Annotated in this window: 17 protein-coding genes; 7 read left to right on the top strand and 10 right to left on the bottom strand. The window is 50.9% G+C overall.

The annotated features are described in order from the left end of the window. Positions 1-7 precede the first annotated feature (7 nt). Both KK083_RS17310 and KK083_RS17305 read right to left on the bottom strand, forming a co-directional pair. The gene (locus KK083_RS17310; RefSeq protein WP_254165227.1) at positions 8-2,839 is read right to left on the bottom strand and encodes a TonB-dependent receptor; all 2,832 of its coding nucleotides are present in this window, start codon (positions 2,837-2,839) and stop codon (positions 8-10) included. Positions 2,840-3,321: 482 nt separating this feature from the next. Next, on the bottom strand, positions 3,322-4,308 hold the full coding sequence (locus tag KK083_RS17305) for an AAA family ATPase (RefSeq protein WP_254165225.1): 987 nt from the start codon (positions 4,306-4,308) through the stop codon (positions 3,322-3,324). Positions 4,309-4,698: 390 nt separating this feature from the next. Here KK083_RS17305 and KK083_RS17300 point away from each other — a divergent pair, with 390 nt between their 5' ends. Further along, positions 4,699-5,385 carry a metallophosphoesterase gene (locus tag KK083_RS17300; protein ID WP_254165223.1) on the top strand — a complete coding sequence of 229 codons (687 nt, stop codon included), beginning with the start codon at positions 4,699-4,701 and terminating at the stop codon, positions 5,383-5,385. Positions 5,386-5,562: 177 nt separating this feature from the next. Here the strand turns inward: KK083_RS17300 and KK083_RS17295 are convergent, their stop codons facing one another. Then, the gene (locus tag KK083_RS17295) at positions 5,563-6,936 is read right to left on the bottom strand and encodes an exonuclease domain-containing protein (RefSeq protein ID WP_254165221.1); all 1,374 of its coding nucleotides are present in this window, start codon (positions 6,934-6,936) and stop codon (positions 5,563-5,565) included. 68 nt (positions 6,937-7,004) lie between these two features. Between KK083_RS17295 and KK083_RS17290 the strand changes: the two genes are divergently transcribed. Both KK083_RS17290 and KK083_RS17285 read left to right on the top strand, forming a co-directional pair. Continuing rightward, entirely contained in the window at positions 7,005-7,352 is a 348-nt protein-coding gene (locus KK083_RS17290) for a phage holin family protein (RefSeq protein ID WP_254165219.1), read from the top strand. A 136-nt stretch (positions 7,353-7,488) separates the two neighbouring features. Next, a complete protein-coding gene (locus KK083_RS17285) occupies positions 7,489-10,494 on the top strand; it encodes a PVC-type heme-binding CxxCH protein (protein ID WP_254165217.1) in 3,006 nt (1,001 codons plus the stop codon). 93 nt (positions 10,495-10,587) lie between these two features. Here KK083_RS17285 and KK083_RS17280 read toward each other — a convergent pair whose 3' ends face one another. The 5 genes from KK083_RS17280 to KK083_RS17260 form a co-directional block, all read right to left on the bottom strand. Further along, a complete protein-coding gene (locus KK083_RS17280) occupies positions 10,588-11,667 on the bottom strand; it encodes a glycoside hydrolase family protein (protein WP_254165215.1) in 1,080 nt (359 codons plus the stop codon). Positions 11,668-11,792: 125 nt separating this feature from the next. Beyond that, entirely contained in the window at positions 11,793-13,382 is a 1,590-nt protein-coding gene (locus tag KK083_RS17275; protein WP_254165213.1) for a M20/M25/M40 family metallo-hydrolase, read from the bottom strand. 341 nt (positions 13,383-13,723) lie between these two features. Beyond that, on the bottom strand, positions 13,724-14,140 hold the full coding sequence (locus KK083_RS17270; RefSeq protein ID WP_254165202.1) for a VOC family protein: 417 nt from the start codon (positions 14,138-14,140) through the stop codon (positions 13,724-13,726). Between the two features lie 68 nt (positions 14,141-14,208). Then, complete coding sequence (locus KK083_RS17265; protein WP_254165194.1) at positions 14,209-14,613, bottom strand: helix-turn-helix transcriptional regulator; 405 nt, start codon at positions 14,611-14,613, stop codon at positions 14,209-14,211. Between the two features lie 16 nt (positions 14,614-14,629). Beyond that, entirely contained in the window at positions 14,630-15,121 is a 492-nt protein-coding gene (locus KK083_RS17260) for a hypothetical protein (RefSeq protein ID WP_254165192.1), read from the bottom strand. Between the two features lie 160 nt (positions 15,122-15,281). On the opposite strand from KK083_RS17260, the gene prfA reads away from it, so the two are divergent. The 4 genes from prfA to KK083_RS17240 all read left to right on the top strand — a co-directional run bounded on the left by prfA (position 15,282) and on the right by KK083_RS17240 (position 19,141). Further along, entirely contained in the window at positions 15,282-16,361 is a 1,080-nt protein-coding gene (gene prfA / locus KK083_RS17255) for a peptide chain release factor 1 (protein ID WP_254165190.1), read from the top strand. A 73-nt stretch (positions 16,362-16,434) separates the two neighbouring features. Further along, on the top strand, positions 16,435-17,013 hold the full coding sequence (locus KK083_RS17250) for a LemA family protein (protein ID WP_254165188.1): 579 nt from the start codon (positions 16,435-16,437) through the stop codon (positions 17,011-17,013). 205 nt (positions 17,014-17,218) lie between these two features. After that, on the top strand, positions 17,219-18,601 hold the full coding sequence (locus KK083_RS17245) for an alpha-L-fucosidase (protein ID WP_254165186.1): 1,383 nt from the start codon (positions 17,219-17,221) through the stop codon (positions 18,599-18,601). Between the two features lie 114 nt (positions 18,602-18,715). Next, positions 18,716-19,141 carry a nuclear transport factor 2 family protein gene (locus tag KK083_RS17240; protein WP_254165184.1) on the top strand — a complete coding sequence of 142 codons (426 nt, stop codon included), beginning with the start codon at positions 18,716-18,718 and terminating at the stop codon, positions 19,139-19,141. Positions 19,142-19,195: 54 nt separating this feature from the next. Here the strand turns inward: KK083_RS17240 and KK083_RS17235 are convergent, their stop codons facing one another. Both KK083_RS17235 and KK083_RS17230 read right to left on the bottom strand, forming a co-directional pair. Continuing rightward, the gene (locus KK083_RS17235; RefSeq protein ID WP_254165182.1) at positions 19,196-19,696 is read right to left on the bottom strand and encodes a hypothetical protein; all 501 of its coding nucleotides are present in this window, start codon (positions 19,694-19,696) and stop codon (positions 19,196-19,198) included. 12 nt (positions 19,697-19,708) lie between these two features. After that, positions 19,709-21,151, bottom strand: a complete 1,443-nt coding sequence (locus tag KK083_RS17230) for a RagB/SusD family nutrient uptake outer membrane protein (RefSeq protein ID WP_254165180.1) — start codon at positions 21,149-21,151, stop codon at positions 19,709-19,711. Positions 21,152-21,251 lie beyond the last annotated feature (100 nt).

Genomic DNA, 21,251 nt, shown 5'->3' with positions numbered 1-21,251 from the left:
ACTTCCATTAATCTTTAGCCAGCTTCCATCCGAGAGACAATCCATACAAGGTTCCGGTCTTGTATTCCTGGATGGAGTCGTCTACCTTTTCGTTGATCTTTTCGTTCTCGTCGTTGTCCTGGTAGATCCTGTAAGCGGAGTTGAGCACGTTCTGAATATTCAGCCTGACCTCCAGCTTTCCAAAAGTTTTGGCCAGTTGAATATCCAATGCGTGGCGGGGCCGCTCGATCCAGGTGGGATATAAAACGCTTCCGGCAGAAAAGATCCTGTTGCCGAAAATGTTATACGCAAGATTCACGGAGTATCCTTTTTCAGTATCGTTGTAGTAGATACCCGTGTTGATCACGTAAGGCGACTGTCCCTGCAGGGAACGTTTGTTCTGCTGGAATGTAAGCGAGTCAGGGAAATTAACCACACTCTTGATCAGTGACGCATTCAGGTTCACCGAAGTGTTCCGTAAGAATTTGCTTACACCAAGGCTTGCCAGCGATTTCCGCAGCTCCACTTCAATACCGTAGTTCTGCGCTTCAGGTGCATTGGCGTAAGAGAACTGCAGTCCTCCGCTCGCGTTTTCCTGGATGAACTCGATAGGGTTTTTGAATTTTTTGTAGAACGCTCCAACGCTCACCATCTCACCCGGGTTAGGATACAGTTCCCAGCGGAGATCGATATTGTCGATGGTGGCTGTTCTGAGTGTGGTGTCACCGGTGATGTTCAGGTTGTACTCAAACTGATAGAAGAGGAACGGCGCAATTTCCCTGAACTCCGGGCGGTTCACCGTACGGCCATAGGCAGCGCGCACCAGCGAACGCTCTGAAAGGTTGTAAGCAATGTTCAGGAACGGAAGCGGCGAAGTAACCTTATTGTTGATCTGCTTCGTGTTCTCGTAAAGGTTCAGCTTCTGATCGAAGTACTCTACCCTGATGCCGCCGCTCAGGTCGAAGTTGCCCAGGGGCAGGCTCCCTGAAACAAAACCCGCTGTGGTCAGGCTTGTACCGTTATATGAGTCGGTGGGACGTGTACCTTCCCTTAAGATGAAGCCGGGATTAACAGAGTTGTCTGAATTGAATGAGTAGAAATTGTTGATGTCGAATATTTGCGACAGCGGAAGAACCGATAACTCATTCTCGCGATAGCCAAAGGAACCGGGCAGCACGTTGGTGATGTATCTGGCATTAAAATTTCTTTCTTTATAGTCGATGAAATAACCTGCTTTAACCGAGGGCATTCTTTTTTCGCTGCCATCACCAAACTTCTTCTCGAAGCTCAATCCATGCGCGTAACCTTTATCGCTCAGGTCAGAATAAAATCTTCCGGCATCGAAGGGATTTGAGTTGGCGGGCAGGATCATCCTGTAGAAATCCGATCCCTGATCTTTGATCCTCCTGAACCTTCTGAAGTCAGGCTCATTACGATTGATGGTATTGTAACCCAGCACCCAGTTGAGGGAAGCCGAGCTGGTCAGGTCTGTTTTGCCTTGCAGCTGGCCCGAATAAATAAACCTGCTCAGATAATGATAAGCGTAGTTGTTATAAAAACCTCCCTGCCCACCGGCATCCGTTCCCTCGCGCAACATGGTCTTGTTCTCACCGATCTGAACGGCCAGGTTTTTAAACTCCACCGTTGAACGTTCTCCGATGTTGAATTGCCAGTTGTTGATGAGGCTGATCTTCGACTCGTGCAAATAAGAGTTGTCTGAAAAATTCTGCTGAATGGCCGATGCCGTTTCAGGATCGCTGTCCCAGTTGGAATATCTTTTGAAAGGAGCGTTGTTGATCGCCTGGTAATTGTTTGAATAGCTCAATGCAACAAGTGTGCTGGCGTCGATCCTTTTACCGATCGAAAAATGTTTACCTAATCCGAAGTTCAGGCCTGCGTCGGCAAGCGCATTCTTCTGGGTGTAGTCAAAATCGTTTGATAACAACGCGGCTGCCGCGGGAAGCTCACGGTTATTCATGTTGTACGACTGAAGCTGCTTGGTGGTGGGAAAGCCGTTGGGTAAGCTTCTATCGCCATCGTCAAAACCAAGAAGATCAGTTGAGCCTTTTTTGCTTTCCAGGAAATTTTTAAAAGTAGTGTTGCTGCGGTATCCGAAGTTCAGTCCGAAGCTCAGGTATTCTTCCGCCGGCGCCTGTTTGGTGATCACCTGGATCACACCGCCTGCGAAATCGCCCGGGTATTCAGCGGTGCCTGACTTGAAAATCAGCAACTGATCGATCGCGCCGCTGGGCACCATGTCAAATGAAAAAGAACGTTTGTCAACTTCCGTGCTGGGTGCAATGGCGTTGTTGATCATCACCTGGTTGTATCTTTCAGGAACGCCGCGCACCATCACAAACCGGTTGTCAACGATGGTAATTCCGGGAACGCGTTTCATCACCTGTGCCGCATCGTTATCGGGCAACCTGGTGATCTGTTCCGCTGAAATGCCTGTTACTACAAGCTTGGCCTCCTTGATAGCATTGAGAAGCGATATGTCATTATTGATCTCCCGTGTTCCGGTGATCACCACTTCCTGCAATTCAGAAACATCTTCCTGCATCTGCACCTGTATTGTAGTGATCTTTCCGCCTTCCACCACCACATCAGGAATGGTGTGCGCTTTGTAAGTGACAAAAGTCACAGACAAATTATACGTTCCGGGTTTTACATTCTGGATGGTGAACTTTCCATCGATGTCGGTGGGTGAACCAACCGTGGTACCTTGTATCACTACATTGGCACCGACTACAGTTTCTCCGCTTTTAGAGTCGGTGACCGTACCGGAGATCGTTCCGTTCTGGGCAAAACCGAATGTTACAAGAAGAACAAGACAAAACGACAGCATGCTTCGCAACATATAATTTGTATTTGCTGCAAAGGTCTTACTCCAATATTACCTGACTGGCACCTCTGTGTTACGAAATTGTTAAGGACCAGGCCCGCATTGAAGTCGCATATGGCAGGTGTTATTAAGGTCCCGCGGACTAGACTCTGATAATCAGCTACTTCACAAGCCGGCGCTTAACAATTTTTACAAGATTTTTTAATGTAGTTAATCTGTTGTTAACAAAAACGAATATTGGATTATGATCGGAACACAAAATTATGTTCGGGAAATGCGGAGGAGTCCATAGTCGACAGACCACGGTCCACGGCCGGCGATGACCTTTAACTAAAAACCGGAATCCTGAGCGTGGCTGGCTGCCTGGGTATGTGCGAGCGAAAGATCCCGATGATCATCCGCTGCATATTTACATACCGGTTATGATGTGATAGGAAAAAGCGTGATTCAAATACCCCACGGCCGTGGACTGTCGACTGTGGACCGTGGACTCTACACTACTTACTAATAGGAACCTTCGCCAAAATCGCCTTAATAACATCAGGAGTCTTCACATTATCGGCTTCTGCTTCGTAGTTGAGGATGATGCGGTGGTTCATCACGTCGAGCGCTACTTCCTTGATGTCTTCGGGCAGCACATAATCACGACCATCCATGTAGGCCATGGCTTTTGCAGACAGGTTGAGGTTGATGCTGGCGCGGGGAGATGCACCGAACTGGATGTACTGCGCCTGCTCGTTGAGCTTGTACTCCAGCGGTTTTCGCGTGGCATACACCAGCTCAATAATATAACGCTCGAGCGATTCGGAGATCTTCACTTTGTTCACATGGTCGCGGATATCAAAGATATCTTCTTTCGTGAGCACAGTGTTCACGGTAAAATCAAACTTCATGTTCGAGATCCGGCGCATCACTTCCATCTCCTGCTCTTTGGTAGGATAGTTCACAAACACTTTCATCATGAAGCGGTCTACCTGGGCTTCCGGAAGCGGGTATGTTCCTTCCTGGTCAACCGGGTTTTGCGTGGCCATCACAAGAAAAGGGCGGTCGAGCTTGAACGTGGTGTCACCAATGGTCACCGTTTTCTCCTGCATCGCTTCCAGCAACGCAGACTGTACTTTTGCTGGCGAACGGTTGATCTCATCGGCCAGTATAATGTTGGCGAAGATCGGTCCTTTTTTTACTTCGAACTTTCCGTCTTTCTGGTTGTAGATCATGGTGCCCACGAGATCGGCGGGAAGCAGATCGGGTGTGAACTGGATGCGCTGAAAGTCGAGGTGCAGCACCTGGGCAAGTGTACTTACAGTGAGGGTTTTGGCGAGCCCCGGAACACCTTCCAGCAGAATGTGTCCGTTGGTAAACAATCCCACCAGCAGGCGGTTCACCATGTATTCCTGCCCCACCACCACCTTGCCAACTTCGGTGATCACCTGCCTGATCTTGTCCTTGTGCTCCTGTTGCTTTTCTACTGCCGCAGCTTCCATGATTGAGAAATTAAATCCGCCAAAAATAGCGTAATTATCGACATTTTCGCCTAAAAAATTTGATGTTAGGCTTTATCCTTCCCCTGTCTGCATCTCCCTTGCCTTCTTCCCATAATTCCATGCCATTGCCTTCCCCTCATTCGCGGTAGCAGGCCTCCGGATGACCGTTAACCTTTTGTTACTTCCTGCCTGCGAGGCAACGTGACCTTTTTCTACCGTCCGAAACGGGAGGTTCGACGTCGTAAAGATCAATTTATCGTATTTAGAGCGTTCCCGCGCGCAGTCATCTTCTTTTACCCGGTTGTGAGTAATTATTTTAAGCCTGCATATTATCAATCAACCCACGCACCCGGCAACCCCTTTGATAATTTTGTTTTCTGAAAACCCCACATGCACCGCACATTTGTAATAGGCGATATCCACGGCGCTTACCGGGCTTTGAGGCAATGCCTTGAACGGAGCTCCTTTGACTTCGAGCATGACCACCTGATCTGCCTGGGAGACGTTGCCGACGGATGGCCGGAAACCCGCGCCTGTATCGACAAATTACTGAGAGTTAAGAACCTGGTGCATGTACTGGGCAACCATGACTTCTGGACGCTGGAGTGGATGGAAACCGGCATGATGGAAGACCTCTGGCTGGAGCAGGGTGGAAAGGCCACGGTTGAATCATACAACCACCAGCCACCCGCGGGCCACGTGAGGTACCTTAAACGCGCCGTGCCCTACTACCAGCTCGGTCAGAAATTGTTCGTTCATGCTGGCATAGACCCCAAGCTCCCGCTCGAAAAGCAAAGCCGCCACACGTTGCTGTGGGACCGTAACTTTGCCAGAACGGCGTACGACCTCTACATCAAAGAGATCAGTGGCAAGCTCACCTCATTTGAAGAGGTTTATATCGGCCACACCCCTATCCCTTTCAGCAATCCCATTCAATCATGCGAAGTGTGGTTCATGGACACCGGCGCCGGATGGGAAGGCGTGCTCTCGATGATGGATGTAGATACGAAAGAGATCTTTGCAAGCGATCCCGTGCCCTTGTTGTATCCGGGGATTACGGGAAGGAAGAGAAGATGAGGAGTCCACAGTCGACGGTCCACAGACCACGGACGGGTAGTATTGCAATCTCAGTTTCGTTGCTGTTTATTGCGTCCCACTTATTTCTCTGAAAGTACAAGCTATCGGAAACGAAGTACGATAATATGTAGTTACATCAAACTGCTGTGGACTGTGGACCGTGGACTGTCGACTCTTTCAGCCAAAATTGATCACCTCTGCTCCTCTCGGATTGCTGATGTATGAGTTGATAAGATTCTGTACGGTTGGCGTCTCTACACTTTTGCGTACAAAGTTTCTGGCAGATTCGAGGTCGGAGATGGAGACGTTGCTATCGAAAAATCCAAAGCCCAGGTAACTTCCTTTCTCCACGAGCACCAGCGATTGCTCATCCACGTTCCTGCCCTTGCCGATGATGGCCACAGAGCTGCCCTGCGATGACAATGAGCTGATGGCCCGCTCGATGCGTTTGTTGTATTTTTTTACTGACTCAATGCACATGCACGCACCCTGGCATTCGCCGGTCTGGTAGTTGAAGCAGAGGCCCTTCGACACCTGCAGGCCACTCAGCTTGGGGCACAGCTTGAACTCACGCACCTTCTCCCAGAGAAAATTCCATGCATCGCCCTTGGCAGAGAAACGCATCAGCGGACGTGAGCCTCTTGTAACCAGGTTCACGGAAAAACGCTGGTAGCCATTCCGGTCTTCGTAGTTATAGATGCCCCACTCCTCCACACGATATTTCTGGGCATGGTTATACTTGGGCCACAGCTTGCGGATCTCCTGCGATTCGAGAATGAGCGCGATCAGCTCGTTGCCTGTAAGCTCATACGTGACGTGATGGATCTCGTTCCTGATCTTGGAGCGGCTCCACTCACGCGCATCGCCGGTGAAATGTCCTGCAATACGTTTCTTGATGTTGATGGCCTTGCCGACGTAGATAACGTTTCCCCTGGCGTCGTGGAAGTAGTACACACCACATTTTGCCGGAAGCTTATCGAACTGCTCTTTCGGTAGATTCGGAGGAAGAATGGTCTCGCCCGAATTGCGTTTCAGGGCTTTGAGTATGTGGCTGTCGCGGTCGCGCTGCAAAAGCTGATCGAAGATCTTTACCGTGGCACCGGCATCTCCCTTGGCGCGGTGACGGTTGGTGATCTCGATGCCCAGACTCTCCGCCAGGCTTCCGAGGCTGTAGGATCGCAGGCCCGGAATAATTTTTCTGCTGAGTCGTACGGTGCAAAGTTTCCTGGCCTGCCAGTTGATACCGGCCTGCTCGAATTCTTTTTTCAGGAACGAGTAATCGAAGTGTGCATTGTGCGCTACGAACACTTTCCCGTCGAGCTTCTCGAAGACCTGGGGCGCGATCTGATCGAATGTAGGCGCCGATAACACCATTTCAGAGGTGATGCCGGTGAGGCCCGTGATGTAATAAGGGATGCTTCTGCCCGGATTGACCAACGTATGAAACGTGTCTGTGATCTGAACACCATCGTGAAGATAAATGGCGATCTCTGTTATGCGATGATTCGCGGCGTATCCTCCCGTCGTTTCTATGTCAACAATCGCGTACATGACTGGCAATTTAGAATTTGACTTGTTGACTTAAAAGCAGATATTCATACAAAATTTTTGCATCCATTATGAATTGGATTATCCGCTTTCTGCTCAACGGGTTAGCTGTTGTGCTCACCGCTTACCTGCTGCCCGGGGTTGACGTAGATGGATATGGAACAGCCCTCATTGTGGCGCTGGTGCTCGCCATCGCCAATGTGATCGTAAAACCCATCCTCATCGTTCTAACCATACCCATCACCATCGTGACGCTGGGTTTGTTCCTGCTGGTGATCAACGCCCTGATCATTTTGCTGGTCGATTACCTGGTCTCGGGCTTCTACGTGGGCGGATTCTGGTGGGCATTATTGTTCAGTCTCATCCTGTCGATCTTCAACAGCCTTTTTGACGATCTGTCCAAAGACAAAAAAGACTGACTCCGCAGATCTGGACCAATTAGCCAGTGACGCGTTTGCGTGAGATTGGTTTGTATGTTTTTTCAGAACATATAGTTAAATTGACAATATCTGTGCTGATGTGTATCTTTCATGTCTAACAACCGCCTCCACCTATATGCACAACACACCGGCAATTTTACTGCTCACCGCGCTCCTGGCCAGCGCCTGCTCATCAAAGAAGGAAGATCATTCAACCGAAAGCTCGCTGGCAGACCTCAAGGTGTATGACGGATTGGAAGCCACACTGTTTGCTTCCGAACCCATGTTCAGTAATCCCACCAACATCTCCGTCGATTCGAAAGGTCGCGTCTGGGTGTGCGAGGCATACAACTACCGCAACGCGCTCAACCCGAAAAATCCCGTGAAGGCCGGTGGCGACCGGATCATGATACTGGAAGACACCGATGGCGACGGCAAGGCAGACAAAAGCAAGATCTTCTACCAGGGCACCGATGTGAATGCGGCGCTCGGCATATGCGTGCTGGGAAACAGGGTCTTTGTGTCGTGCAGTCCCAACGCTTTTGTATTCACCGACGAGGATGGAGACGATGCTCCCGATAAAAAGGAAATTTTATTTACCGGCATCAAGGGCGAGCAGCATGATCACGGCATGCACACTTTCACTTTTGGTCATGACGGAAGGCTGTACTTCAACATGGGCAATGAAGCGAAGCTGCTGCTGACGGCCACAGGCGATACGGTGACCGACATCCACGGCAGAAAGGTCGTTAACAAGGGCAAACCTTTTCGCGAAGGCATGGCGTTGCGGTGCGAACCAGACGGATCGAACGTTGAGGTGCTTGGTCATAATTTCAGGAACAACTTCGAGCTCGTCGCCGATCCCTACGGCACGGTGTGGCAATCGGATAACGATGACGATGGCAACAAGGGCACACGCATCAACTATGTGATGGAGCAGGGCAACTATGGCTATACCGATGAAATAACCGGCGCGGGCTGGAGCGTCCGCCGCACCAATATGGAAAAGGAGATCCCGTTCAGGCACTGGCACCTCAACGATCCAGGCGTGGTGCCGAACGTGCTTCAAACCGGCGCGGGATCACCCTCAGGCATCACGTTGTATGAGGGCACCATGCTGCCGGAAGCTTTCCGTGGCCAGCTCATTCACGCCGAGCCCGGTCATAATGTAGTGCGAACCTACACCGTTGAGAATGACGGAGCGGGATACAAGGCAACCGTCGTAAATCTTCTCGAAGGGCAGAAAGACCAGTGGTTCCGCCCGGTGGATGTAACTGCAGGCCCTGACGGATCGCTGTTCATTGCCGACTGGTACGATCCGGGCGTGGGAGGCCACCAGGTAGGCGACCTCGACCGTGGACGCATCTACCGCGTTGCCTCTCCCGGAACCGGTTATAAAATTCCGGAAGTCGATCTCACAACTCCTCCGGGCGCTGTTAAAGCACTCCTCAATCCCAATACCGACATCCGCTACCAGGCATGGATGGCGCTGAAGAACTTTCGGGGCGAGGCAGAAGCAGCGCTGCTGGAGTTATGGCACGCTGAAAATCCCAGGCATCGCGCCCAGGCATTGTGGCTGCTGGCCCGGCTTGACAATAAAGGCGATCAATATCTACAAGAGGCACTGGCCGATAAAGACCCGAACATACGCATCGCCGGTTTACGCGCCACCCGGCAAATGAAAAAGGATGTGCTGCAGGCGGTTGGCAAACTTATCAACGACCCGTCGGCGCAGGTGAGACGTGATGCAGCCCTGGCGTTGCGCGGCTACAACACCACGGCGGCGGCACAATACTGGGCATCGCTGGCACGACAATACGACGGCAAAGACCGCTGGTACCTCGAAGCGTTGGGCATCGGTGCGCACGGCAACTGGGACCTGTACTTCAACGCCTGGAAAAAGAGCGCAGGAAAAGACTGGAACAATGCCGCAGGAAAAGATATCGTGTGGAGAAGCCGCAGCAGAGACGCCATTCCGTTGCTGGCGGAGATGATCCGTGCATCGGATGAGCTGGAGATGCTGCGCTACTTCAGGGCCTTCGATTTTCATACCGACCCATCCAAGCAACAGGTGCTTACAAAGCTTGCCACTGAATTCAAAGATTCACGCGTGTTGTATGCCCTCAAGCATATGGACGCGACCAGGCTCAACATAACACCCGCGCTGCTGGCAACCCTCAATAAAGTGCTTGACGAAAACAAAGGCAAGCTTGAATTTGTGGAGCTCGTCTCATCGTTCAGGCTGCAGAACAAGGCCAACGATCTGCTCGACATCTGCATTCACAACCCTGACAGCGCGTCGGGGAAAGAAGCTGCCAAAACATTGCTGGGCTGGAACCGCATCGATCTTTTTCAGAAAGTTCTCAATGGCGGGAACAAAGACGCCTCACAATCGCTCATCAGGGCGCTGTGGCCGCACATGTGGAATGAAAAAACCATGGCGGTGATGAGAGGCATCATGATGGATAGTACAAAAGACATCGAGATCCGAAGCCTCGCTGTGCGCACCTTCAGCGGACCATGGGAAGCAGAAGACTACCTGCTGGCGCTGGCCCGTGACAACAAGATCCCGAAAGACCTGCACAGGGCAGCGGTAGGTGTTTTTCAGACGGCATGGCGCTCCAACATCCGCGAAGACGGTGCGAAATATCTCAGGTTGCCGGGAAGCAAAGAAGGTGCTTCGCTGCCCTCCATCGCTGTGCTCGTCGACAAAACAGGCGATGCCTCAAAAGGAAAAACGGTTTTCAAAAACCTGTGCAGCACCTGTCACCAGGTAAATAAAGCGGGCGTGAACTTCGGCCCTGACCTTTCTGAGATCGGAGACAAGCTCTCGAAAGAAGCGCTTTACACGTCCATCCTCTATCCCGACCAGGGCATCAGCTTTGGCTATGAAGCTTATCGCTTGCGCCTGAAAGACGGTTCGTCCGCCTTCGGGCGCATTGTGTCAGAAACCGAGGATAAGATCGAGCTCCAGTACATGAACACACAGCAAACGGTAAAAAAGGCTGATGTTGTCTCGAGAACAAAGATGGAAAGCTCGCTGATGCCTTCAAACCTTCAGGCTTCTATGAGCGAACAAGACCTTGTAGACCTTGTGGAGTTTCTGCAGGGATTGAGAAAAGGAAATCTGGCCGCGCGATAAGTTGAGAATTAAGATTGGGCATTGGGATTATCGTGCGGGCAATGCTCCATGTAATGGAGTGGTATTAAACCGGGATGGAGGATGCCATGCCGGTTATTGAGCCTGGTGCTTCTTCGAGAGGAATTCGCGCCAGGTCATTAACGCCGGACGTGTGTTTCCTTTCTTATCGTTCAAGCCCGGATGGTTTGACGGCGGGTTGAAGCTGTACTGGATCATGTCATTCACACGAGGCGCTTCGTTGATCACAAAAACAGCCCGGTATTGCTGACAGGCTTTCAGCAGATCGCGTGTGTATTTCTGCTGTCTGAACGGATCGGGATACGATGCCAGAACACCGGCACCCGTATGTGCCACAAATGGCTTCGCGGTGTAACCTGTCTCTGCAACGGCCAGTGGCTTGTGGCTGATAGAGAACAACCTGTCAAGCGTGCCATCGGGATAGAGGTTGCCCGGATACACATTGCGGTAGGGATAAAAAGACACTGCGTAAAGATCCGAATACTCCATGAGCTCCATCACTGCCAGCCGTTGCTGGACATGATCATTCCCTGTTACAAAACCTTCCAGCAGATGACCACCTTCAACGGAAGTAAAAATGACAACCTCCGGATACATCGCCTTGAGCTGCTGATAAACGTAAGCATGCAACCGGAGATAATCGCTCCACTTTTGCGGGTCATTGACATACACCAGGTTGGCTTCGATGGCCATGTTAAAATAATGTGGGTGAAAGAAACCGATCAGGCGGCTGCAGTAGTTGAGGTAAGCAGCTTTTACATCGGCGTGGTCATAAGTATAAGTGCTCCACGCTGCCGGTAATGCCGCCAGTGCATTGCGGGCGGAATTCAGCGGCGTGGCAGACAAGTAGATTTTCTGGCTGGCGTTGGTTCTGTTCCGGCGGAGAGTCCAGTCGTTCGTAACAGCTTCCGGGAATGGCGCTCCATTCAGCGCCTCGATCCACGGCACACCATTATCAAAACGGTGGCTGATGATATCCGATTCTGCCTCCAGGCGCGCATACACAGGGCCGGCGATGTCAGAAGGCGGATGCGAAGAGAATTCAAAGCCCATGTAGAAGCTCCGGGTTTCGGGGCTTACGTCCTTGCTGCATCCAAACCAGATGAGGCATGAAAGCAGCGCTGCAATGGTCGATCTAAAGGGCTTGCGCATCATAGAGAAGGGTAATTTAAAACTTTCCCGCGATTTTTCCTCTATGGACGATTGACAGATTTAGACAATGCAAATGTGCCAATGAATAAACCTCCATTGGCACATTGCATATCTTCTTATTGAAAAATTTATTTTCTGGGGAATTTCTCCTCCCGGTTTGCAGCCTGCCACGCAAAGGCAGCTGTCATTACCGCGTTGTGCTTCAGGTCAGGTTCCACGGCTTTGTCAAACAGGTCCATGCTGGTGTGGTGCGTGCGGGTGCCGTATTCGATAGGATCCTGGATGAACTGGAATGCCGGCAAGCCCAGGGCATCGAACGAAAGGTGATCGGTGCCTGAGGTATTGCGCAAGGTGAGTGTGCTGGCGCCAAGCTTCTCAAAAGGTTTTAACCATAAACGCAGCGGTGTGCGCGCAGCTTCGTTGCCCTGCATATAAACACCCCTGTATTTTCCTGTTCCGTTGTCCATGTTGAAATACACCGAGAACTTTTCTGCAGCCGGTGTCAGTCTTAATGAGTCATAAGGGTAGCTCTTATCCAGCCGCGAGCCGAAGGTACGCTTCACATAATTGCGCGATCCCAGCAATCCCTGCTCTTCGCCACCCCAAAGGGCAATGCGGATAGTCCTTCTCGGACTTGCACCCAGCGACTTCAGAATACGCATGGCTTCAAGCATCACACATGAGCCCGCAGCATTATCGGTAGTGCCTGTGCCGCTGTGCCATGAATCCAGGTGCGCGCCGATCATCACCACTTCATCCTTCAGGTCTGTTCCCGGTATTTCTCCGATCACGTTAAAGCCCGGGGCTGCAGGCGTAAATGCTGTTTCCAGCGTCAGCTCCAGCTTCACGGCTTGTCCGTTCTGGAGCTGTCGCACCATGCGGTTGTAGTGTTCAGCAGCCACCACTACCTGGGGCAATATTTTAGGAACGTTGGCGCTGTAGGCGCGTGCACGCTTCTCGTTGGGTACCTCCGCAGGATAGGGAACGGTAGCCGCAGCAACGGTGAGGGTACCGTCTTCGAGGCGCGAGGCTGGACTTGCTTCCAGTACGGCAATAGCACCTTCTTTCTGCAGGAGGTCCCACTTCAGGTATGCAAGCCGTTGCGGCTCCTGCGCACCCTGAAAACGTCTGCCGGTAAATGCTTCTGTCGGGCCTGAGTTTGCCATCTGCAGCAGCACCGAGTCCACAAGCCGGGTAGCATCCGGAACAAAACCAGGCTTCACCGGTGTGGGCAGGCTGAACAATACGATCTTGCCCTTCAGCTTGCCTTTGTATTTGGCCAGGTCCTCTTCTTTTTTGATGTCGAGGTAAACGGCTTCGGCCTGAACAGGTCCTTTGATGCCGGGTGTCCAGGCCTTGGGATAGGCGATCACCGGGAAGTATACAGGAGACAGGGTTTGAAGGCTGAACTTCTTCAGCTCCCAGCCTGTGCCGAACTCTTCATTCCAGGTATCGAAATGAACATTCTGTACGCCCCATGACTCCAGCGTCGCCTTGGCGTAATCAGCCGCCTTCCGGTAGCCGGGCGAGTTGGTGAGGCGAGGCCCATGAACATCGGTGAGCATGCTCAGAATGTTCATCACCTGCGAATTGTCAAATCCTTCTTTTTTGATGCGGGAGATCATGGCGGTATCTAACTTCTCTTGTTGCTGGGCCATGAGCGCCGCCGGCAACAGAAAAGAAAAAGCTGTGAACAACAGCCTTAAGAATTTCTTCATAAAAAATCAGTTTAAGGTTAGGCACCAAAATTAAACCTTAGCTGATAAAGAAGAGTTACCGTTCATTTAAAAAAGTAGGCGGTTGACAAAGGGCAGTTGACAACGTACGGTGTGATTGACCAGAACCGGTCTGTCGATTACAGGGAAAAGTCCACGGTCCACGGTCGACACACCTGCGCTAAAGCTACGGCGGGCAAAGCAGTCCACGGCAAACCTCAGCATAGTCGAAGTTCTGACTGCATTGCTGTGGACAGTGGTCCGTGGACTGTGGACCCTGGATCGGTAGCCCATAGTGCTACCTGACTCCAACTGTTGTCAATTGTATATTTGTCAACTGTCAACTACTGCTTCGGATGTTCCGTGAGACTAAACCAATTCCCCGAGTTATCCTTAAAGAGCGCTTCCACACCATAGAACTGCTCCTTGGGCTCTGACATAAACTCCACACCTTTCGCTTTCAGCTCTGCATAGGTGGCGCGGCAGTCGTTGGTTTCAAAAACGCCGGAGCCCAGCTTTCCTTTCCGGATGAGGTCGCGCATCTGTTCCGCGGTCTGCTCATCGAACATCTGGCCTGCCCGCACGGGCATCAGCACGATCTCCGTATTCTGTTGTTGTTTAGGTTTCACCGTGAGCCAGCGAAAGCCGTTGTCCATGGTGGCATCCGTTACTACTTCGAACCCAAGTTTGTTCACGTAAAAATCATAGGCCTGATCCTGGTCAAGCACATAAATACTGTAATGCGATAGCCGCGTGATCATAAAAAGTTATTTGGTAAATGATACACGAAGCTAAGCGGACGCCGGCAAAGCAGGACTATTGAAAATTGCTAATCTTTGGAAGAAAACATGGTGGTGAAGCACGAAGGGATCACTTTGGCAGGTTGTTCTTTGGCCAGCTGCTGCGATTGCATCGCCCGGAGCCTGAACAACGCCGGCGTTTCACCTGTATACTCCTTGAACTTGGACGAAAATGATGTGGCGCTTTCGAAACCCACCTCTTCGCAAACCTCGCTCACCGTGGTCTGCTCCGAGCGTAGTTTTTCTTTTGCCTTGTCGATGCGGCGCTCGCTCAGATACTGGTAAGGTGTTTTGTTGTAGGCTCTTTTGAACAGTCGCAGGAAATGATATTTCGAAAAGCACGCCTCATCTGAAAGCCTGTCGAGATCGATGGGCGACGCATAGTTATCGTCGATGAAAAGTTTTGCCCGCACGATTCTCGTATACAGATCCATATCAACAAGATAAGCCTTATTTTTTGTCCATCGAAAGGATGAGCTCCTTTTTCGAGAGCCAGATATTCCAGACACCTTCAAGCCTGTCTGTGCCGTCGGGAAGTTTAGTTACCACAGGTTTTGTGTACAGCAGAGAGTCAGATTCTCCTTCGGCATTCCTGATCTTCTGAATGTTATCCTGGATGTTGCCACCTCCGGCCGCGATGTAGGCGTCGATCAGCTGTTGCTCCAGCGCAACGGCATTTCTATCGCCGGGCACAAGCCACTTTACTTTGCCTTTCGAATTGCTGATGAACGAATCTATTTTCGCGGAGTCAGTGCCAAAACTTTGCAGCGACTGCATGATCTTCCTTCCGCTGGCAAATGCCGCTTCCGTGATCTCCGTGTCGCTCACTTTTCTGATCTCGTGCAACGCCATCTGCTCGCGCATTTTCTTGCGCTGCTCATCGGAGAGTGTACCCCCGCAGCTGGTGACCACGAGCCCTATAATAACAATCCAGTATTTCATGGGGGTAAATTTCACTTTCCGGCTTTCAAATTCCAAAATCGCCCTGAAATTTACCGTTAAAGTGGGCTGGATTTGATTTGATCTTTTAATGCTGCCTGGTCTTTGAAGGTATTAGACTTTGGAGTTTTAAAGCGTTAACTTTGTCCCTGCATTTTATATTATGACCGAAAAACTGGAAGAAATCAAGCTTCGATTCGAGGAAGTTGGCCAATTGCTGATGCAGCCGGAGACCGTGACGGATGTAAAGAAGTTTTCGCAGCTGAGCAAGGAGTACAAAGACCTGGAAAAGATCGTTACCAAATACAATCAGTTGAAGGAAGCGCGCAGCCACCTGCAGCAAGCCAAGGATGTGCTGGCAAAAGAAAAGGATGCCGAGCTGCGGGAGCTGGCCAAAATGGAGATCGACGACCTGGAGCCCCGCATCGAAAAGCTGGACGGCGAGCTGAAAGAGCTTCTGATCCCGAAAGATCCGAACGACGATAAGAACGTGCTGCTGGAGATCAGGGCAGGTACGGGTGGCGACGAAGCAGCCATCTTCGCCGGGGACCTCTGGCGGATGTATCAGCGTTTTTGCGACCGCCGCGGTCTTAAACTGAGCGTGATCGACGTAACCGAAGGAACCGCAGGAGGATACAAGGAAGTGATCAGCAGCGTCACAGGCGAAGGCGCTTATGGCCTGCTGAAGTTCGAATCAGGCGTGCACCGTGTACAGCGTGTGCCGGCCACCGAACAGATGGGTCGCGTACACACGTCTGCCGCCTCCGTTGTTGCACTGCCCGAAGTAGATGAGGTGGGCGCCGTGGAGATCAATCCCGCCGACATCGAAATACAAACCGCACGCTCCAGCGGCGCCGGTGGACAGAACGTTAACAAAGTTGAAACAAAAGTTCAGCTCACGCACAAGCCCACCGGCATTGTGATCACCTGCCAGGTAGAGCGCTCACAGCACGGCAACCGCGAACGTGCATTGCAAATGCTCAAAACCAAGCTGTATGAAATGGAAGTGGAGAAGCAGGAAAAGGAAATGGGTGCTGCGCGCAGATCGCTGGTAAGAAGCGGCGACCGCTCGGAGAAGATCAGGACCTATAATTATCCGCAAAGCCGTGTAACCGATCACCGCATCGGGTATACCCAGCACAATCTGCCTGCCATTATGAACGGAGATATCGACGATTTTATAGAACAGCTCCGGATCGCTGACAGTGCTGAAAAAATGACAGAGGGAACGCCTCAGGCATAACATTTGCCATTCCGATGCCGCTTAACCTTTGTGATCGTTTTTCGTTAATTTAACCGTTCAAACAAACCATAATATGAGTAAAGGATTAGTAGTTACACTGGCCATTATCGGTGTGATCGTTGTTTTTGTATTCGGCTTTTTTATGTGGGGCACCGGCATCTATGACAAGGCCGTAAGCTCGCAGGAAAAAGTGAACAATGAGTGGAATGATGTGCAGGCTGCCTACCAGCGCCGTGCCGACCTTGTTCCGAACCTCGTGGCCACGGTAAAAGGTGCTGCCGAAAATGAAAAAGAGATCCTCACACAGGTAACACAGGCGCGTGCCGGCATCGTTGGCGCCAAAACACCTGAAGATCTCGAGATAGCAGGCCGCAAGATCAATACAGCCATCAACCTTGCATTCGAAGCATACCCGCAGATCCGCTCAACGGAAAATTTCCAGGACCTGCAGGCGCAGCTGGAAGGCACCGAGAACCGCATCAACGTAGCACGCCAGCGCTTCAATGCCGCGGTAGCAGATTATAACACTTACGTGAGAGGCTATTTCAAAAAGATGGCGCTCAACATGTTCGGAGGCGGCGAAGACTTCTCAGTACGCAAAGGCTTCGAAGCTTCTCAGGAAGCCCAAAACGCGCCTAAAGTCGCGTTTTAGTTTAAAGTTTCAAGTTAGAAGTTTCAAGTTGCCTCCGTTCAAAACCTGGCCTTGATAATGACACTAACCCAACTTTAAACTTTAAATTTCAAACTTTAAACTCAATCCACTCTCTGCTTGCAAATAGAGAGGCCCCGGCTCCGGCCGGGGTTTTTTATTTTATGGCTACGCTGTTAAATTTACTGACAACGATCTCTAAACAGCCATGATAAAAACCAGACTTCTGCTTTGTTGCCTGCTGCTCTCCACCACTGCTTTTTCACAACAGCGTTATGAGCCCAACTGGAGCTCGATAGACAGCCGGCCCGTGCCCGCATGGTTCGAGGACGCCAAGTTCGGGATCTTCATCCACTGGGGCGTATTCTCCGTACCAGCCTGGGCGCCTACAGATGCCAGCGTGTATGAGAAATATGCGGAGTGGTATTGGTGGAGACTGCTCGACCCCAAAGCGCAGACCTACCAGAACTTCAACGATTATCATAACCGCACTTACGGAAAAGATTTCAAGTACCAGGATTTCGTCAAAGGTTTCACCTGCGAAATGTTCGAGCCCAAAGCCTGGGCAGAAGTATTGAAAGGATCGGGTGCCAAATATGTGGTGCTCACCTCCAAACACCATGAAGGCTTCACCTTGTGGCCCAGCGCGCAAGCCTGGAACTGGAACGCCGTTGACGTGGGTCCGCACCGCGACCTCGCCGGCGACCTGAGCAAAGCTGTAAAGGAAGCAGGACTGCGCATGGGATATTATTATTCTCTTTATGAGTGGTTCAACCCGCTTTACAAGTCCGACGTTAAAAAATATGTGGATGAGCACATGATGCCACAGATGAAAGACCTCGTTACCCGCTACGAGCCAGACATCTTCTGGACCGACGGAGAATGGGAACATCCCAGCGAAACCTGGAAGAGCACCGAGTTCCTCGCCTGGCTTTACAACGAATCGCCTGTTAAAAATGAAGTGGTTGTCAACGACCGCTGGGGAAAAGAAACCCGCAGCGTGCACGGCGGCATCTATACCACCGAGTATGACCTTGTGCATGATCAGGGCTCTGCCGGCAAAAAGATAGAGCACCCGTGGGAAGAGTGCCGCGGCATTGGCGGATCGTTCGGCTACAACCGCAATGAAGACCTGAGTCACTACTCCTCATCAAAAGAACTCATCCGCATCCTGGTCGATAAAGTCGCGCGTGGCGGAAACCTGCTGTTGAACATCGGCCCCACGGCAGACGGCAGGATTCCCGTGATCATGCAGCAGCGTTTACACGACATGGGGCAATGGCTCGGTGTGAATGGCGAAGCCATCTATGGAACGAGGGCGTGGAGCAAGTCTCCGGCGATCACCAAAGAAACGAAAGTCTTTTTTACGCAGAAAGGAAAAGATCTTTACGTGATCTGCACCAGCTTCCCCGACAAAGCCATTGTTGTGAACGACGTGAAAAAACCATCGAAGGTCGCCTTGCTGGGTTTCAGAGGAAGCGTGAGCACAAGCGGTTCCGGCAAAGGCCTCACCATTAATCCGCCACAGGTGACACCGGCCAACAATCCATGCGATCACGCGTGGGTATTCAAGCTGGAGAATGCACTCTGATGAAATGGATTTAAGCCGCAGCGGTCTTCCGTTCAGGATGTGTGGCGATGATTTTGTCAGGCGCCGGTAACTTTTCCTGTGCACCTCAAGTTGAAACAGAAAACCATTTGCCCTATGAAAAAATTAATCTTCATGTTCTTCCTGCTGCCTGCCGTTGTATTTGCGCAGAACGATGAGGCTTCCATCAAGCAGGTTGTTACCAACGCTTACATCCAGGGGATCCACAATCGCGGAAGCGTAGACGAGATCCGCAAGGGATTTCACCCTACGTTCAGCATGCTGCGCCTCGTTGACAACGAGATCAAGCCGCTGCCCATCGAAGAATGGATCGCCAACCTGGAGAAAGCCAAAAAAGAGTCCACTACTCCGCCGGTGAAAACCGAAGGGAAATTTGTGAACGTAGATGTGACGGGTAATGCGGCCGTGGTGAAGCTGGAGCTCTACCGTGAGAACAAGAAGGTGTTTACCGATTACCTGGTGCTTTACAAGTTTGCCGAGGGTTGGAGAATTGTGAGTAAGACATTTTACAGGCATAGTTAAAAATAAAAAAGCCGGCTATCAGTGCCGGCTTTTTTAATGCTACATTCCAGAGTACTAATTCAAGTTTATACGGAAACCGAGCCTGCGGAAATTTTCTGCCGGCTTGATCTTATCATTACCATCTAGCTTAATGATAAAAAGAGCTGTCTTTCCCGACTGTGCAGGAAAACCAGGTAAAATGCTGAACGTTGTGGCGTTGGTGACACTTGCCTGTTCAGGAAAAGAAACAGGGCTTTCATTCAGCGTAAAGTGCACCCCCTGCTGCGCTTCTATCGTGTTAGCGTTGAGCAACCGCTTAGGCACGGTGTCCAGGCTGAAGCTCACATCCGCAGCTTGTGCTAACTGACGGCCGATCAGGTTGATCTGATACGCCGGCGTACCTGTTGTGCGGGTAACGCTGATGATCGGAAAAATTTCTCCGGTAGCACGTGCACGCATAACCGCATCTTCAAACTCAATTTGCGTGTCTTCAAATAAGATCTCTCTGTCATCAAAGCACGAAACCAGCAAAAAACCTGTCAACAGGATGACTGAATATATTTTATATACTTTCATGTGTTTACTTTTTTAATAACCCAAATTTTGAAGCAATAGATTGTTAGACTGTATCTCTCTAACAGGGATACCAGGCAATATCCGGAAATCGGTATAAGGTACATTTCCTGATGCCTTGACCACATTGGCACCCCTGCGTTTGAGGTCGAACCAACGATCGCCTTCAAAGGCCAGTTCCAATCTGCGCTGAGCAATGATCTGATCTACCAATGCGCTGCCTGTAAGCGCAGCATACGGTGTTGCGCCCCTGCCCTCCCTCACGGCGATGGCGTTAAGGTCGCTGAGGGCTTCAGTATCTTTACCTCCCTGCTTTGCTCTTGCTTCGGCACGGATCAGGTATACTTCAGAAACACGGATCAACGGAATGTTGTCCATGTAGATAGTTCCTGACTTACCAAGAAACTTGGTGCATTCTGTAGCGATAACGTTTGAGCGCGCCACACCGGGCTGGTAAAGTGCTCTCCGCACATCAACATTGGGAGTGGGAACCGTAACTTTAACGAAAAGTGCCAGAAAGGCATCTGTAGGTACAACGGCGCCGTAGCCGGCAAGCCTGTCTACCAGAAGGCTCGAACGTGTGGTAAAAGCAGACTGTACAGACTCATTAACACCAATGGATTCATTGGCATTCGTGAATGTCACCTCGAAAATAGATTCAGGATGTACAGATGTTCTCCATCCGTTGACATAGTTAGCATTGTCGATGAGACCCGGAACGTTGGGTGCTGTAAGCGCAGCAGTAGCGTAGGCCTCGGCGTTTGCCCAGTCCTGATTATAGAGTGCTACTTTGGCAAATAAAGCGCGAACGGCCCCTTTTGTAATGTATGCAGGACCTCCTGCGTCAGGGGCCTTCGTCAACGCGTCAGTAAGGTCAGCATAGATCTGAGCATATATTTCAGACTGCGCGGCTCTCGGCTTGCGTTCAATATCACTTTGGAGTACCACACCAGAAAGCATCAATGGAACGCCACCTCTGTCAGCATCCGGAGGAGCCATATTGGGCTCGTAAGCATAGGCGCGAACCAGGTCAAAATAGAACAGCGCACGAAGTGCTTTTGCCTGACCTTCGATCTCGTCTCTTAACGTGGGAGTAAGATCCGCTATTGGCAGGTTTTTCAGCAAAAGGTTAGCCTCATTGATCGCTGCATAAGCAAACTCCCAGTTATTCAAATGGTTGTTCACCGTATTTGTGCCCTGAGGCTGGTAACGGCCCCCTGCGCGGTTGATGATACGCGCGTTGTCGGCCAGCGCCTCAGCACTTGCAACAAAGTCACGTCCGTAAAGCACAGTTGTCTTCAAATAGGCATACAGGTTCGTAAGGCTTGCCTGCATTCCTTCTGCAGTAAGCGTCTTCGAAGGATCAACAGATTGCTTCGGCTCTATTTCCAGGAGCGATTCGCAGGAGCACAGGAACAGCACCAGGCATATCGACAGTATTTTTACAGTAAATTTCATGTGTTAATATTTTTTGGTTTAGGCACGCACAAGTATGTCCTTCCGGATTGATAAAGAACTTCTGGTTGCGATGCTTTTCATACGATCTTATCTTGATTTA

It is taken from the genome of Chryseosolibacter histidinae, assembly GCF_018598225.1.
Classification (GTDB): Bacteria; Bacteroidota; Bacteroidia; order Cytophagales; family Cyclobacteriaceae; genus Chryseosolibacter; species Chryseosolibacter histidini.
Note: the sequence above shows the minus strand (reverse complement) of the source record. Positions and strands in the feature narration are given on the sequence as shown.